The sequence below is a fragment of the Paenibacillus sp. FSL M7-0896 genome, from assembly GCF_037975415.1.
Classification (GTDB): Bacteria; Bacillota; Bacilli; order Paenibacillales; family Paenibacillaceae; genus Paenibacillus_AQ; species Paenibacillus_AQ silagei.
In genome coordinates this window covers 6447682-6464822 of sequence record NZ_CP150250.1, presented here as the reverse complement: position 1 = coordinate 6464822, position 17141 = coordinate 6447682, and the positions used below count along the sequence as shown (strand labels likewise).

The window sequence follows — 17141 nt, the reverse complement described above, 5'->3', positions numbered from 1 at the left end:
GCCGTAAATGAAAGCGGAAAATGCGAGGGCGACCTTGCACACAACGCTTTTGTGGGTGCTAACTTAAAGATGTACAAATCATGGGTATGCGCATTTGCAGGAACGCAGACGGTTCTGCCACGGCAGAGGAGAAGACTGTGCATAATCGTGACTAACGATGTAATTGACAGGTTATCATGTTGGGTGTAATGGACAACATCATATTTGCTTTTCTTCAAAACATGCCGCACGGCACGTTTCTTTCCTCATGCGCGCCTAATTACGATAAATTGGACGGAGGAAATTATAATGTGTGGTATTGTAGGATATATTGGTAATCAGAATTCGCAGGGGATCTTGGTAGAGGGTCTGAAGAAGCTGGAGTATCGCGGGTACGATTCCGCAGGGATTGCCGTATTCACGAAGGATGGTCTGCAGGTGGTAAAAGCACAGGGACGTATGGCGAACCTGGAATCCCGTCTGGACGCGACTCCGCTGACAGGCAGCGCCGGGATCGGTCACACCCGCTGGGCTACACACGGCAAGCCGTCCGATGAGAACTCCCATCCTCACACTGACAACAGTCACAAATTCTCGGTAGTACACAACGGGATTGTCGAGAATTACCTGGATCTCAAGGAAGAACTGATTGCCGGAGGATGCCACTTCACCTCAGAGACAGATACAGAAGTTATCTCCCACCTGATTGCCCGTGAGTACAAGGGAGATATCGTTAAGGCTGTACAGCAGGCGATTTCTTACATGCGCGGAGCGTTTGCCCTGGGTGTACTGACTGAATATGAACCGGATAAGCTGGTCGCTGTGCGTCAAGCCAGCCCGCTGATCATCGGTCTTGGAGAAGGCGAGAACTTTATCGGGTCCGATATTCCTGCACTGCTGGAATACACCCGTAACGTATATATTCTGAACGACGGCGAAATGGCTGTATTGACACGGGATGCTGTCGAACTGATGACGATTGAAGGCAATTTTATTTCTCGGGAAATGATTACTGTCGATTGGGATGCCGTTACCGCAGAAAAGGGCGGTTATGAGCACTTCATGTTGAAAGAAATCCACGAGCAGCCAAAGGCATACCGCGATACCATGCGCGGACGGATGAATGCGGAAGGCAACAAAGTCATTCTGCCTGAGCTTAACCTGACAGAAGAACAAATCAAGAACATCCGCAATATCCAAGTGGTAGCTTGCGGTACTGCATATAATGCCGGTCTGGTTGGACGTAACCTGATTGAGTCTCTGGTACGCATTCCTGTAGAGAATGATATTGCTTCTGAATACCGTTACCGTTCGCCAATCGTAACTCCGGAGACACTGGTTATTGTAGTCAGCCAATCGGGCGAAACTGCTGATACACTGGCTGCTCTTCGTGAAGGTCAAGCGAACGGAGCCCATGTGCTGGCGATCACCAACGTAGTAGGCAGCTCTATTGCCCGGGAAGCAGACAGTGTTCTGGTTACGCTGGCTGGTCCAGAGATCGCTGTAGCCTCTACCAAGGCTTACACTTCTCAGCTGATCGCATTCACTTTGCTGGGTCTGTATCTGGCTGAAGTACGCGGCACACAGTCTGAGGCTGAGGTTACCAAGATTCTGGCCGCTATGCAGTCTCTGCCGGAGCAAGTAGAAGTCATTCTGAGTCAAAAAGACGCAATCAAAGCCTACGCTGAGCAAATCGCTGAGCACAAGCACCTGTTCTTCATCGGCCGCGGCGTAGATTACGCTGTAGCTCAAGAAGGCTCACTAAAGCTCAAGGAAATCTCCTACATTCACTCGGAAGCCTATGCTGCGGGTGAACTGAAGCATGGTACCCTGGCACTGATCGAAGAAGGTGTTCCGGTCATCGCTCTGGCGACTCAGGAATCCGTGCTGGAGAAGACTGTCAGCAACATCAAAGAAGTTAAGGCCCGTGGCGCCCATGTCATGGCCATCACCCACGAAGAGCACAAAACCGACCTGCTCCGCTCTGTTGACCAGGTATTCGTAATCCCTCAGACCCTGCCGCTGCTGACTGCTGCACTGTCTGTAGTTACCCTGCAGTTGCTGGCGTACTATGCATCTCTGGCCCTGGGTCATGATGTGGATAAGCCAAGAAACCTGGCTAAGAGTGTTACTGTGGAGTAAGAGAAAAGATTGGATGTTTTTGATGTCTGGTGATAAAAAGTTGGGAACCAGTAAAGAAAGTCTGTAACCAATGTTAAAAGTGTGGAACTATTAAATACGCAAAAAAGCCGTCCTGCAATTTGAGGACGGCTTTTTTTGCGTATTTAGCTTAATATAGATTAATTTTCCTGTTTGGAGAGAATAGAAACTCTATGGGGGGAATTATTGTGGAGAAAAGTTAGCGTTATTTTTCTACTGAGCAGGGATAGCTGAATAATCTCGCGAATATTCTGCATATAGAGTTGTTTACGAAATTCGAAAATTAGACGTTATGCGAAATTGTCTTAAAACATGGAATGGGGAATCAATGAAGAGGCAATATCGTCTAATATATAATAATTCACGCTGTGGGCCATACAGCCCTAGGTCTGCTGTAGGAAATTCGAGGAAGTGATCCCAGGCAGACAATCCTACGGGTTCATGAATAGGGGGAAGTTATGCAAAAGAATTGATAAACTATATGAGGTGATAATTCCATATGAAAGAGTTAATTGAACAAAGATTTAATGAATTAATTCAACAAGGTTTGTTGCTATCCCGACAAACCGGTGGAGATTCCTATTGGGTTGATGATTCATCAATACCGTTATTTCAGACTTGGTTATCATCTGCAGTCAATTTAATTCAAATGATTTCACCGAAACAAAGTTATCATTTTAATGAATGTAATAACATAATGCAACACGAACATCTCTCACAAGGAATACCGATTATTGTATATCAAAGAATGTATGGATTACTTGCTTCTGCTAATGAGGAGTGGAAGCGGGGAATCTTGAAGGTTATCCAATACATTGTTGCAGCAGAGACTTTTGATGATTTTTTGGATCATGCTTCAGACTATCATAAATCAAATAAAAAGATAGAATCTTCAATACTTGCAAGTTCTGTTCTTGAAGACACGATTAAAAAAATTGCACTTAAAAATAATATTCCTTCTAAGGGGATAACATTGGAACCGTTGATAGAATCTATAATTAACGCTGATATATTCACATCAGTTAAGGGGAAAAGAGTAAAGGCGTATTCTGGAATCAGAAATAAAGCACTCCATGCAGAATGGGATGAATTTGATATAAGAGATATAGGTGAAATGATTAAGGGGATTAGAGAATTGATTGAAAACTACTTGTAAGTGAAACTGAGGGTCAATCCATCGCACAACAATGTATTCATGCTTCGGAGCCTGCTGCTGTTCGATCCACTAGATGGATTTGCCGAGGGTGAAATCATATCTTTCAACGGTTACTGAATCAGTGGAGGATTTTCAGATTAGAAAGCTACACTGAGCATATAACAATTTAGTAAAGCAATCATCCGTAATATCCAGAAATAGATTGATTTCAACTGCTAGTGTGGCCCATATGCCGACTTCAAGAAAAGTAATTAGTGAAATTGAGCGTTTATTGAACTTATAAAATTCATAACGAAGCTCCCAAAAATAATTTTGGGGGCTTTTCTACAGTTTTCGACCAAAATATACAAGGGAATACAAGGGATTTGTGGAATTATATAAAATACAGCCCAAAGCAATTTTTTATTAAATGGGTCGAGTAAGGGGAGTGTATTTTGAAAATTAATAAGCTATACATAAAAAATTATAGAATGTTTGAAAATGTGTTAATTCATCTGAATGAAGATTGTAATATTTTTGTCGGTGATAATGATTCTGGGAAAAGTACTTTACTTGAGATTATTCAAGTTCTTCTAAATGGAAGAATAAATAATTTGTCTTTTGAGCGCCAATTAAAAACCTCTTTTTTTAACACTAGAACTCGTTCTCTTTTTAAAGAAGCCCTTGCCAATCCAGCTAAAACTATCGAAGAATTACCTTCTATAATCGTTGAAGCCTATTTTGAGAACGACGGTAATAACACTGAATATAGAGGGACAAATAACGAATTGAGTGAAGACTGCCCAGGCATTCGTATGACTGTAGAGTTTAATCCCGATTTTTCAAAAGCATATCAAACGATGTTACAAAACGGGGAAGTCTACGATATACCAGTTGAGTTTTATAAAATTAGTTGGAGAGATTTTGGTGATAGCCCAATTGTTTTTAGAACGTTTCCAGTTAAGGTCTCGCTGATTGATACTACACAAAAAGATTATGACTCAGCAGTGAACAAGTTTATCAATTCAAGAATTGCTGTTAATTTATCTGATGATGAAAAAGTACATTTAGCTAGGGCCTATAGGAAAATGAAATACGAATTTAATAACAATCCGAACGTATTAGCCCTTAATGAAAGGTTAGAAGTAGAAGAAAAACTTGATGATAAAACGATTAAGTTTGGTATGCGTGAAGAAGCACTTGAATCTTGGATGAATGAGGTCTCAATTGATGTTGAGAATATTCCCTTTGAGGATATGGGGTTTGGTACTCAGAACTTAATTAAAATGGAATTAGTATTTAAGCAAGATACAGAGAAATCCAATGTAGTACTGTTTGAGGAACCTGAAAATAATTTAGCGTTTGGGAATATGTCACGCCTTATTTCAAAAATAAATCAAGACCAGAGTAAACAGGTCTTTATTTCAACCCATAGTAGTTATGTAGCCAACAAATTAGGACTAAAACATATAATCCTTTTGTATAAAGGGAATATAAGTCAATTGAATGCTATAAATCCTGATACTATGAACTTTTTTAAAAAGTTGCCTGGGTTCGGTACTGTTCGTTTTTTATTAGCAGATAAGGTGATATTGGTGGAGGGGCCAACTGATGAATTAATTGTTCAACGAGCTTACAAGGATGTTCATGGGAAGTTGCCAATTGAAAATGGAGTAGATGTCATTTCAGTCGATTCACTAGCATTTAAAAGATATTGCGACCTGGCAATTTTAGTTAAGAAGCCCTTGCGAATTATTACGGACAATGATGGGGATGTTCAACGGAATATCTCTGATAAATATATAGAGTTCACAGAAAAAAATGGGGATTTAATAGAAATACACTATGAAGTCAATGAATTGTTTCATACTATTGAGCCTAGTGTTTTGGCTGTAAATTCATTAGAAGCAGAAGTCTTCAACAAGTTTAGAAGAGTTATCTCTAAAAAGAATTCTATGGTTAATAAAAATGTGGAAGAGGTAGAATCCTTTATGATTAATAATAAAGCAGAATGGGGATTGCGAGTTTTTGACTCAGAAGAATGTATTGAGTATCCCGCATATATAAAAAATGCAATACGATAACACTCTAGTACTTGCTTGTGCCGGTTCAGGTAAAACTTATGGAATGTGTAATGACTCAAGGTCTTTATCTGAGGAATCTACTAAGAAAGTGTTAATGCTTTCTTACACTCATAAAGGGATCCACTCCATAAAGAAAGAATATGCAAAACAAAATAATGGTGTTCTCGATAAAAATGTTGTGATAAGTACTTGGTTTCAATTCATTCTAAAGGAATTAATCAGGCCATACCAGAGAAGTTTTTTAGAGAAATTTAGTCAGATTAGATCTATTGATTTTTCTAACATGTACGGTGTTGATTATGCGAAGAGAAATTCAAAATCATATTTTTTAAATAGAAATAATGATGTTAAAGCCAATCGTGCTTCCGAATTTGCACTATTATTAAATATTCTATCCGATGGAGCTGTATTAAAAAGGCTTGAGGACACATATGCATGCATTTATATTGATGAGCTGCAGGACTTAGTAGGGAAAGATATAGAACTCATTGAATTATTATTTCTTTCATCAATTAAAATTTATTGTGTGGGTGACTATAAACAATCTACCTTAAAGACTCATAACCCGAGAACTGATAGAAAAAAAGGTGGTATGCATGTTTTCAGTTATCTAGAGACATGTAGAGATTCACATCGGATTAACATCGTTAAAAATAATACCTCTAAGCGATTTGTTTCTGATATAGCTGATTTTGCTAACTTGGTATATCCAAATGAACCGATAATTGGAGCACTGGAAACTGAAGAACAAGCTATCGGAGTTTTTCAGATTCTTCAAACTGATGTAGACGCTTATATAAGGCAACTAAAACCAAATATCTTAAAATATGATGTTAAGACGCCAACCTTAGGGTATCCATCTTTAAACTTTGGGGTGAGCAAAGGGATGACTTTGGAACGTGTTTTGATCTTTCCTAATAAGCCGCTTTCTTCGTTTTTGCTCGATCCTAGCAAAGGATTGAAAGCTCCAGACAAATACTATGTTGGTGTGACGCGGGCAAGATATAGTTTGGCTTTTGTGGTTGAAAAGCTCAAACCCAACCAATATTTTTTTGAAGATAGTATAAATTTAGATGGTAATGAGATAAAAGTATTAAGATTCAAAATATAAATAATTCAGGAGGATTAAATGTCGATTGAGCTTATAGGACCACAAGGATATGAGTATCAATATTTAGCCACTTTATTTATTGCGTTGACGTACTTAAGAGAACGGCAAGATATCCAGCTCATTGTAGAGAAAGCAGGTGGTGAAGATGCTGAATTAAAAATCATCAATGGTACTAAAGAAATTACGGTGGAAATTCAAGTTAAAAGCACAAGGGAAGACTTGAAAATTTTAGAGCTGGCTCAATGGTTAACTCATTTTCCGGACAATGAATCAAATAATAACCTTTTAGATCGTCTAGAATCAGATGATGATCGGTTTGTTTTATTTATTACTCGGGCACGGGCAATGGATTCAGTCCGACCATTTCTAGCAGATTTCATTGGTATAAACACTAACGCATTTAACAATCAATTATTAACTTCTGCTATTGAGCATATTCGTACAACTTATGGTGAAGGTTCTAAGTTAGAACAGAAACGTGCACTTTATTGCGTGGAGCAAGCAAACAATTATAATTCTCATCGCCCTAAATTAAGAAGTGTATTGAAAAAAGTGCTGGTTTGGGAGCAAAGGGAAGAAGAAGTACTTAAAAATAACTGTATAAAGATATTGAATAATTCATTTGTTGTTCCTCATAGTATGACTGGTACGGCTTTGCTGCAACTACTAGATTTAATTAAACTAGCAAGAAACCGTCGTAAAGATGTTATTCCCTCTATTATCCAACTGCTTGACTCATTCAATGGTGAGCGAATTCCTTTAAATCACGTAAGTGTAAAAAGACAAGCTGACATAGAACTGATGAATAAATTTGAAACAACAAATGTACTTTTATTGACTGGGATCTCTTTCTGCGGGAAAACACATATTGCACGAGAGATTGCAAGTAATTATCAAGAGAAAGGATACAGATGTATTATTGAATCAGATATTAAAGAGGCAACTCGTTTTTTAAATCAGATTTCTATTGAAGATAGGTTGTGTTTAATTGAAGATCCTTTCGGGCAAGTGGAATTGGAAGTTAAATATTATGAAGTGTGGGCAGAATTAAGTGATTTAATAACGAGATCAACACCAAATAAAAAAATTATTGTAACAAGTAAAATTGAGCTATTGAGAGGTATTAGTAGGGGAGATGATCCTGATCAGTGGATGATACATGGTCATAGATGGAATGATCTCACCGTAACTAGTCATGAATTTGTTATTGATATATGGGAAACTTACTGTAATGAGAAAAAAATACCGGAAAATGTGTATCATCTTGTAAAAAATAATCTTACCAATACATCTAAAGAAAATTTGCTACAGCCTGGCCAACTTAGATATTTGGCTTATAATGATATATCAAATTTGCAAGGTAAAGATTTTTCTCAATTAATAGAGTTAGCGACTTTCGATGCCCAAAAGCTTGGAATGTACTTCGGAAATAAGTCGGATAATTTCAGGAAAACATTGATAGCTCTGGGGTTGGGTGCGAGCCCAAGGCAAGCCATTAATACAGAGGAACTTTCTTTTATTTTATCTGACTCTGATGCACATCCCAGCATAATAATTTTAGAAGATGATTCTTACAAAAGTATGAATTTTCCAGGTGAGGAAACTCCACCGCCATCTTTTCCTACGTGCGATGTTACTACATTACAGGATTGGGTTCTGGATCAGCTAGACGAGCTGGAATCACACGGTTATATTTCGATAATTAACAATAAGATAAGGTTTACACATCCAACCTATCATGAAGCCGCAAAATATGTAATCCTTCATCAACCAAGATTAAGATTGAGGTCAATGGAAGGTATTATATGGAAGGGAGTGTCTTGCCTGGAAACAGGTACAGCCCTATCCTTTACGAAATATTTAAACAAGCTTTACCAGGTGTATGTTGAGTATATAGATTTTCAAAAGAGAATTATATCATTCGCTATAAATGGTCTGAACTCGATCTTCCCATCTGTAAGAGATGCATCACTTGGTTTATTGATTTCTCATATCGATCATTTGGATAATGAAATTCAGTTAAAGGTCTTCAATTATGTTAAACATGCTGATATAGATAATGAGAGATTGCTTTGGCATGATGGCGAGCCTTGGATAGAGATTACTGATACTTATAACTTTCTAGATAGAATTCCTGATATGCTTAGTCAAAATCAACATGAAGATATTGATATTGTGGCAAATAGATTAATCAATCCAGCAGAAACTCATACCGTTTCATCAGAGGAAGCTTGGAGTATTCTTTCAAGTGGGTTTCTATTCGAAAAATTTGATGAAAATTTAATATTAATCAATCAGTTGTTATCTTATAAAGAGTCTTTCATTAGAGAAAAAATTGCATTTACATTTATGGATCAATTTTGTGAGGGTCAAAACGAATTAATAGCAATAGTTTTTGGTGATGAACATCCTAATGTAATATTCCAAGCTATAAGAGGGGCACTAAATGGATGGCATAGCCGATCAGCAGATTCAAAAATGTATCTATTGAGCCATATGAAGGAGGCAATGTTAAACAAAATAATCGCTGCTAAAGCCAATAGATTTATGGTTGATTTTGGTGATGAATACGGAGCAGATAGTATTGAAAGAAACGAAATTGATACTAACCAAAAAAAGGATTTATGGGAAGCCTGGAGTGAACTATTTGCTGTATTCTTACAGAGCGTACCAGATAAATTTGTATCAGTGGATGAATATCATCTATTTAATACCGTTACCAGTTCAATAAATAATATTTCTTCGGATAAAGTAGTTCAAGTTTGTGAATCGTGGTTAGATTGGATAGAAAGAAACATTCAAAATAGTATGTTATATGAGGCTGGATATGCTATTTCTGATTATCTTTTAGCAGGTACGCAGCCCGAACTAAGGGAACACTTAACTACTCGGATACTTAATCAACAGGATACTAATTTTCTGACTGTTTCTTTGGCAGAGTATATAAACCAATGGGATCACTTAAGTGAGCGAGAACAAGGAGAAATCTTATCTTTGTTACTGAGTCAACGGATAGATGTACAATGGTTAAAAGCAGTTAGTTTAACAAGAACTATTGTTTCTCCTGAAATTTTATCTGCAATTTTAGGTGAAGAGAAAAAGAATATCCTAGCGGAAGATATTGATGGAATTATTGAAAAGTTTCCGTCGGATCTCCTTGTGGATTGTATACGAGTTTATATTGGACATCCCCAGCCGCTGTGGTGGCTAGGGTATCATCATGCGAGATTAACTAAGTGGCCTGAAATTATATTGAGGCTTATTGAGTTACCGAATCATCCTGCTTTTACTATAGCAACCCAAAATTTCGTGAGTAGATTTATAATGGGTTATTTTAAAGGTGAAATTAGAAAAAAAGTAGTGGAGATTTGGGGCAAGCATATTCGATCAAATGAAGATGATGTAATTAACTTAGTATTTGATACTCTAAGAATACAATGTATTTCATACAACGGACCAGACAGTGAAGATCTATGGGTAAGTTTCTTTGATAATATAGATCGAAAGAAAAAAGAACACTATTTAGGTAGGGTAATTGAAGAAATTGAGGCTTACTCATACTTTAATGACCTAGAGGAAATTTTCGGAAAAAACATTTTGTTTAATCAAATACTACCGAGAGTACAAGTAGATTTTACAACTATTAATTTCATGATTTTATCTGGGGAAATGATTTCAAAAGAAGTAGATCCAGAAATACTTCAAGCAACATATGAATTTCTAATAAGAATTTATACTGAGGAAAAGCCTAGATTGGCACTCACAAATAAAATAGCTAAAAGATTCTCAAAAAAATTCCTTGTGAATGTAGACAAGGAAAATAAATTACTGGCACTCATTGAACAGATGGAAAAACAGTGCAGTGAAACAGGACGGATAATAAAAGAAAAGCTTAGTGACCATTATGACTTGGAAAACTGGATCTCAGTTCATAAGTAGGTTTAAGGCTACTGATAATTAATAAATTTACTTTATCTTAAGAGTTCGTTCCTTTATATTGCGCTATAGGATGGTTTTTTTTAAAAATAGTTTCCGATTTTTTTGCAAGATGATTTTTTAGTAGTTCCACACTTTCTTTTTTCATCTTTATCACGTGCCGCAGCAACCCCAATAAACTCAACAAAATCAGCTACAGAGTTTTTTATTACCCAACAGTTTTTTGATCAAAGCTGATATGAAAATATTCATCGATTAAGTTAATTCATCTTGAGCCGTCCTGAGACATTAGGACGGCTCATTTTTGATGGAAAGATACCAAAAAATAAATCAAATTCATCGTTAAATCCGGTAGAGTCTGCACGATTACATCCTGCGGGGCCTAGGGTAGTTAAGGTATCATCATTTTCAAAGAGACAGTAGGCATAGAACAGTAAACAGGTTGTCATGAAGGAGGGAATCCATATGCTTTATATTTTCGGCGGGTTGCCAGGCACCGGTAAGTCTACATTAGCATCAGCTTTAGCAAGCGAACTTCGGGCACCGTATCTTCGGGTTGATGTTGTAGAACAGGCTATGCGCGTGGCCGGGGGTAAGGATGATGGACCTGAGGGTTACATCGTTTGTTACGAGATAGCGAGGCAAAATCTCATTTTGGGTCTGGACGTGATCGCGGACACGGTCAATCCCATTCACTATACCCGCCAAGCTTGGCGTAATGTAGCAGAGTCTCTAGGAATTCCGTTTGTCGAAATCGAAGTGGTCTGTTCGGACGAATGTACACACAAGCATCGAATTACCACTCGTACAACGGATATTCCCGGCTTTACCCTCCCCACTTGGAGTGAGGTGAAGAACAGACATTACGAGGCTTGGGACCGTGACCACATCGTGATCGATACAGCGCATCAGACCGTGACGGAAAGCTGGATGTCGTTACGTGAACAGCTAGGTCTGAAGAAGTTAGCTACTTAGATAACCCAAGAATCCCCTGGACATCCGACATCGGAGGTCTTCCGTACTGGCGGGCGTATTCGCGGCTGAATTGGGAGGGGCTCTCATAGCCTACGCGGAAGGCGGCATCGGAGGCTTGGAGGGATTCGGTTAGCATGAGGCGGCGGGCTTCCTGCAAGCGGATGACCTTCTGGTATTGCAGCGGACTCATGGCAGTGACGCGCTTGAAGTGCTTGTGGAAGGCGGAGGTGCTCATATTTACGGACTCTGCAAGCTGTTCAACGACAAGGGATTGATCGTACTGCTTAGTGATCACTTGGATAGCTTGAGCAATCCGGTGCGCATGGCTGCCGATGATGGCGAATTGATGCAGGTGGGAGCCCTGGTCGCTTTGAAGAACGCGATACAGAATTTCGCGGATCAAGAGCGGGGCCAGAATGGGAATATCCTTCGGCGCGTCGAGTAACTGGATAAGCCTTACAATGGCTTCGAGTAAGTGCTCAGAGGTTCGGGCCACGGTGATGCCAAGAGATGTTTCACCCGCAACAAGGGTGGAGTCCTCCATCTCTTTTACAATGTCCAGGATCGAAGCTTAGCTTGATGCCCAGAAACGGATGATCAGGCGAAGCTCCGGTTATTCTCCCGTTGATCGGCAGTTCAACCGAAGTGACCAGGTAAGTGGAAGGATCGTAATGATAAGTTTCGCTGGACAGGGTGGCTGCTTTGGCTCCTTGGGCAACGACACAGATCGACGGCTTATAGACAGACTCCAGCGGTTCAGCTGTATCTGTGGCGTGCATCAACTGCAAGGAAGGGATATGCGTCTGGTAGGTGCCTGCAGATGGAGCATGGCGAAGAATCAGCGCAGCCAATTGCTGCAAAAGCGGGCCGGTCCGCAATGTATCGTTCAAGTTAGTATCCTCCTTTTTACATATACGTAGGGTTTGCTGTTAATCATAGCGAGTAGAAGAGAAATAGGCAAGAAGTGAACAGGTCTGTTATAACGGGATGCTCACCGATTGATTTACAATGAATCCATAAGGCCAACAGATCATCATCCGGCCTAAGCGAACTTAAGGAGAGTGGTCTAAGTGAGTCAGAACGGAAAAGTAGCCATCGTCACAGGTGCGTCACGGGGTATTGGAAGACAAATCGCCATTCAACTGGCCGGGTTAGGAATAAAAGTGGCTGTCAATTATTCATCTAACCCTGGGAAAGCGGACGAGGTCGTCCAAATCATTAAGGAGTCTGGCGGGGAAGCGATAGCCGTTCAAGGCGATGTAAGCAAGGTGAGTGAGGTCGAAGCCCTGTTCTCGGAGACAATCGGGCAATTCGGGTGCATCGATATTTTGGTGAATAATGCCGGAGTTATGGAATGTATGCCTATCGCAAACGTAACGGAGAAGATGTTCGACCGGCATTTTGCTGTAAATGTAAAAGGGACCTATTTCGCCTGTCAGCAAGCGATGAAGCATATGGAGCGGGGCGGAACGATTATTAACTTCTCGACCTCTGTATCGGGAGCGATGCTGCCAACCTATAGCGTCTATGCCGCAACCAAAGGGGCAGTCGAGCAGTTAACCCGCCAGTTAGCGAAGGAATTCGGAGTGAAGGATATCGTTGTGAATTGCGTCGCGCCTGGGCAAGTATCGACGGAGTTATTCCTGAACGGGAAATCTGAGGAGATGGTGGATTCCTTCCGGCGGATGAATGCTTTTGGACGGCTTGGCGAGCCTGAGGATATTGCGAATGTGATCGACTTGCTTGTCAGTGACAAGGCCCGCTGGATTACCGGACAGACGATTCGCGTCAACGGCGGATTCAACTGATCCAGATGATGAGTTCCTGCCTCTATCGTCTATGGTTTATAATGGATGAAAAGGAGGGGACGAAATGAATAAAGGCATGTTGCTTGTTCTAAATGGAACTTCAAGCTCCGGGAAGAGCTCCATCTCGGCTGAATTGATAAAGCAGAAAGAGATTCCATTTTATCATGTATCGATTGATGATTTTTTCATGAATTACAATGATTTCATTAATCATAAATTTCCAGACGAGCCTGTACGGGAAATAGACCATCAGGTGGTCTCGCAAATACTGGATGACTCCATAGTCTCCGTGTACTATTCGACGATTAAGCTGTTGTCGGAAATGGGCTTCAATGTCATCGTGGATACCGTATTCGACAACGATAAGAGATTTAATGAGTTTTGGGATCATTTTGCTGATCGGACTACGCTATTTGTTGGTGTCCTATGCTCCCGGGAAGAGCTTATCCGAAGAGAGCAGGCCAGAGGGGACCGGCAGATTGGACTGGCGGATGCCCAGTTCGACATCGTCTATCGTTATGATGAATATGACCTCGAAGTGAACACAGAAGAGCTGAATCCGGCAGAATGCGCCGAACAGATTTTAAACTACATTAAGTCAAAGCAGGAATACTCGGCATTTCAGAAATTGCGTAAAAGAGCCTAATTAACGGCATGAAGAACAGGCTTCTGTAAGTGGATGCTCCCCATATGGCAGGCAGGTGAGATGGTTAAACCTGTTAACTGTATGGGGAGTTTTTGCTATGTGCTTGACTATGACGTTGCGTCATAGTGCATAATTCACTGTAAGAATAGATGACTGGAAGTGATTAAGATGAATATAACAGCATTGCGTTCAGACCCCATTTATCAAAAGGTGATTCAAGCCTCGCCGGAAGACAAGCTGGAGTTATTCCGACACGAAATGTTGGCTCCCTTTATGAAACAATGGCAAATCCAACAGATTCCTTTTAGAGCTGAAGAAGCAAAAGGTTTCGACGTGATTTCGTTTAATAGTATGATGAACCGGGCACCTGATCAGATGACCCCGATTATTTTACCTGAAGTAGAATGGATCTCTTCGGATTCGCTCTGGTCCGAGTGTGAGCAAGCCGTAACCACAAGCCTCCGTCTATTTATCGAACATGGAATAAGTCTTCCTGTATCTGACTATTTATTCACTGTTCAACTGGGAGATCCAGAGAATCGTGCCTTGACTATAAACGAAGGGTATAGCGGCTTTGGGGGGATTCCCGGGTTTATCTGGATTACGCTATTGCCCAATCAGCATACCCTTTCCCGGATAAAAGCAGCGCTGGCGCATGAATGCAACCATAATGTCCGCTATCAATACATTCAGTGGGACCATACTGTTGATCTGGGCGAGCTTATTGTAAGTGAAGGATTAGCGGAGAATTATGCCACCTCCCTGTTTGGTGAAGAATTGCTGGGGCCTTGGGTAACGAGAACTGATACGGAAACCCTTAACAGGCGTATTAAGCCCGTGCTCCGCGAGCAGCTTCAACTAACCGGATTTCATCATTTTGCCCCGTATCTTTACGGTGACGAGCTTGCGGAGCTTCAGAACTTTAAGCCGGTCAATATGCCTTACAGTGCTGGTTACGCATGCGGGTATCATCTAATCAAGTATTACTTGAGAAAAACAGGCAAGACAATTTGGGAGGCCACCATAATGCCTGCTGCGCAAATACTGGAAGAAGTAAAGGGATATTGGGATGAAGAAACCATTATTAGCGGTTAAAGAGATCGTTCAGATTACAGGCATTACGGCGCGGTCTCTGCATTTCTACGATAAAATCGGTTTATTTAAACCGGCACAGCTAACGGAAAAAGGATATCGCTTATATGACCGCAGCAGTCTGGAGAAACTGCAAACTATCCTGATCTTGAAGGAAATGGATTTTTCCCTGAAAGAAATTGCGGACATTGTAAAGCTGACCCGGGAAGAACAGAAGCAAGTATTGAAGAAGCACAGACAAACGTTATTAGCAAAAAAACAAAGACTGGAAAATATCATGACAGCTCTGGATGAATATGTTTCAGGGAATGATGTTAGTACTCTGCATATTTTCGACCATTCTCCGATCCTGCCCTTGAAGGAACAGTATGCGAATGAGGCGGAGATTATTTATGGAGAAACAGAGGCGTACCAAGCCTATGATGAAGTGATGGCCAAGATGTCGGCAGAGGATCAAGAGAGATACTTCTCCAGTTTTGAGGAAATATTCAAGCGAATTGTGACTTGTTCGGGTCAAGAACCTTCCTCTGATGAAGTCCAGCAATTGATTGAAGAGTGGAAAAAAATTCTAATGCAATTCATGCCGTGTGATGCGGAGTTGCTAGCTTGTATTGCCCATAATTACAAATACGATGCCCGGTTCAACAACTATTTCAATCAATTCAAAGAGGGGACGGCAGATTTTCTGTATAGTGCGATAATGTACAACATCAGCTACTGACATAACGTTGTCAGGAAGGGTGGGTATAATGAAGACTATATTCACCTACAAACAAGAATATTAGGAGGCTATTATGTCAGTCATTGGACCCGATTTCATCTCCCTTCAGGTCAGCGATCTTGAAGGCTCTGCTGAATTTTATCAACACTATCTTGGACTCGTCCGTTCACAGGCGGGCCCGCCTCATGCGGTGGTTTTTGACACCAAGCCCATTGCATTTGCACTTCGTGACCTCATGCCGGGAGTCGAACTCAGTACGGGGACTCAGCCTGGACTTGGTGTTGCGCTATGGCTCTATGCCCCGGATACGCAAGACATTCACGATAAACTCGCAGCAGCAGGCGTGAAAATCACATCCGCCCCCATCGACGGCCCCTTCGGACGTACCTTTACCTTCGCCGATCCGGACGGTTACCTGATAACTCTGCACAGTAAAGGCTGATTCGCACCACAAGAAGACAGTGTTTCTGTACTGATTAGCTCCCCACACGGTAGACAGGCGAGATAAGGCCTGATACTTTGTGGGGAGTTTCTGTTTGACCGAATTGTATTTTATAGAGAAATCAGATGCGTGAGAGTAATTTGTGGTGAATTATTTAAGAGGAGGAAATATTATGATAAAAAAATGGACAATTGCATTGCTTTCATCAGCATTTCTTATGCTATCTTTAACAACTGGGTCTAGTTATGCGGCTGAGGTACAAACATCTACAACGATTAACAATGGTCAAATAAACAATGGTCGAGTATTAATCCCCCTACGTGCTGTCTCCGAAAATCTTGGCGCAAGTTTGGAATGGTTTCAAACAGATAAAGTTGTTAAAATCAAAAACGGGAATTCGACGATATGGCTTGCGGCAAATTTCAAACGTGTGATTATTGAATCTGCTCCATCGAGTGAAACTCCAGATACACCGTCACGGAAATATGTCGATTTGGATACTGCAACACAAGTCATCAATGGAACAACTTATGTCCCTCTGCGTTTTGTTAGTCAGTCGTTAGGGGCAACGGTAGTGTGGAACCAACTGTCTAAACAAGCTGCAGTAACAATGGGCAACAAAGGATTGGTTGTTCATATGGAGACCCCGCCCATTCAAATTCCGGAAAAAAATAAAATTTCTGACGCGCGTTTGAAGCTCCTATCTGATAAATTAAATCAAGCCTCAAAGGTATCCTCCATTAAGAATGTAAATTCAACCTTAAAACCGTACTTCACGGATAGATTCATGAAGTCTATTGTTCAGAACAAAGGATTGGAAACAGCGGGTACTTATGAAGCGCCTGTCACTTTACCCGTTTATACTAGTAAGAATGCTGCTACACTTTCGCAGTCTGTGATAGTGGCAAATGGTCTTACAGGTGAAGACCAATACGCAGAAGATCGGATAGTCTCGCTAGTATTCGCGAAAGGAACGTGGAAGGTGGATAGCGTCACTAAAGGGTCTAGAGTTCTGATTTCGGGATTCTCTGATTATTATCCACATTGAACAG

General features: G+C 40.7%; 13 protein-coding genes and 1 pseudogene. 12 read left to right on the top strand and 2 right to left on the bottom strand.

The annotated features are described in order from the left end of the window. Window positions 1-288 precede the first annotated feature (288 nt). The 6 genes from glmS (at window position 289) to MKY12_RS27750 (ending at window position 11380) form a co-directional block, all read left to right on the top strand. Window positions 289-2121 carry a glutamine--fructose-6-phosphate transaminase (isomerizing) gene (gene glmS, locus MKY12_RS27775; RefSeq protein WP_339311707.1) on the top strand — a complete coding sequence of 611 codons (1833 nt, stop codon included), beginning with the start codon at window positions 289-291 and terminating at the stop codon, window positions 2119-2121. A 517-nt stretch (window positions 2122-2638) separates the two neighbouring features. Continuing rightward, a complete protein-coding gene (locus tag MKY12_RS27770) occupies window positions 2639-3295 on the top strand; it encodes a hypothetical protein (RefSeq protein WP_339311705.1) in 657 nt (218 codons plus the stop codon). Window positions 3296-3729: 434 nt separating this feature from the next. Beyond that, window positions 3730-5358, top strand: coding sequence for an AAA family ATPase (locus MKY12_RS27765; protein WP_339311704.1), 1629 nt, complete (start codon window positions 3730-3732; stop codon window positions 5356-5358). After that, window positions 5345-6469 carry a UvrD-helicase domain-containing protein gene (locus MKY12_RS27760; protein WP_339311702.1) on the top strand — a complete coding sequence of 375 codons (1125 nt, stop codon included), beginning with the start codon at window positions 5345-5347 and terminating at the stop codon, window positions 6467-6469. The genes MKY12_RS27765 and MKY12_RS27760 overlap by 14 nt, the downstream gene beginning before the upstream one ends. An 18-nt stretch (window positions 6470-6487) precedes the next feature. Further along, complete coding sequence (locus MKY12_RS27755) at window positions 6488-10408, top strand: hypothetical protein (RefSeq protein ID WP_339311700.1); 3921 nt, start codon at window positions 6488-6490, stop codon at window positions 10406-10408. Between the two features lie 462 nt (window positions 10409-10870). Then, window positions 10871-11380, top strand: a complete 510-nt coding sequence (locus MKY12_RS27750) for an AAA family ATPase (protein WP_339311698.1) — start codon at window positions 10871-10873, stop codon at window positions 11378-11380. Here MKY12_RS27750 and MKY12_RS27745 read toward each other — a convergent pair. Further along, window positions 11373-11615, bottom strand: coding sequence for an AraC family transcriptional regulator (locus MKY12_RS27745; RefSeq protein WP_339314994.1), 243 nt, complete (start codon window positions 11613-11615; stop codon window positions 11373-11375). The genes MKY12_RS27750 and MKY12_RS27745 overlap by 8 nt on opposite strands. A 180-nt stretch (window positions 11616-11795) precedes the next feature. Next, window positions 11796-12159 (bottom strand): annotated as a pseudogene (locus MKY12_RS27740) (AraC family transcriptional regulator); the annotation flags it as partial. A gap of 291 nt (window positions 12160-12450) precedes the next feature. Here MKY12_RS27740 and MKY12_RS27735 point away from each other — a divergent pair. From MKY12_RS27735 to MKY12_RS27710, 6 genes are all read left to right on the top strand, one after another. Continuing rightward, the gene (locus tag MKY12_RS27735; RefSeq protein ID WP_339311696.1) at window positions 12451-13188 is read left to right on the top strand and encodes an SDR family oxidoreductase; all 738 of its coding nucleotides are present in this window, start codon (window positions 12451-12453) and stop codon (window positions 13186-13188) included. A 64-nt stretch (window positions 13189-13252) separates the two neighbouring features. After that, window positions 13253-13834 carry an AAA family ATPase gene (locus MKY12_RS27730; protein WP_339311694.1) on the top strand — a complete coding sequence of 194 codons (582 nt, stop codon included), beginning with the start codon at window positions 13253-13255 and terminating at the stop codon, window positions 13832-13834. 168 nt (window positions 13835-14002) lie between these two features. Next, window positions 14003-14929: a DUF2268 domain-containing protein gene (locus MKY12_RS27725; protein WP_339311692.1), complete on the top strand. Its 927-nt coding sequence runs from the start codon at window positions 14003-14005 to the stop codon at window positions 14927-14929. Further along, the gene (locus MKY12_RS27720; RefSeq protein WP_339311690.1) at window positions 14904-15647 is read left to right on the top strand and encodes a MerR family transcriptional regulator; all 744 of its coding nucleotides are present in this window, start codon (window positions 14904-14906) and stop codon (window positions 15645-15647) included. Before MKY12_RS27725 ends, MKY12_RS27720 begins: the two co-directional genes overlap by 26 nt. A gap of 73 nt (window positions 15648-15720) precedes the next feature. Further along, window positions 15721-16089 carry a VOC family protein gene (locus tag MKY12_RS27715; RefSeq protein WP_036694853.1) on the top strand — a complete coding sequence of 123 codons (369 nt, stop codon included), beginning with the start codon at window positions 15721-15723 and terminating at the stop codon, window positions 16087-16089. Window positions 16090-16261: 172 nt separating this feature from the next. Continuing rightward, window positions 16262-17137 carry a copper amine oxidase N-terminal domain-containing protein gene (locus MKY12_RS27710; protein WP_339311689.1) on the top strand — a complete coding sequence of 292 codons (876 nt, stop codon included), beginning with the start codon at window positions 16262-16264 and terminating at the stop codon, window positions 17135-17137. Window positions 17138-17141: the final 4 nt, after the last annotated feature.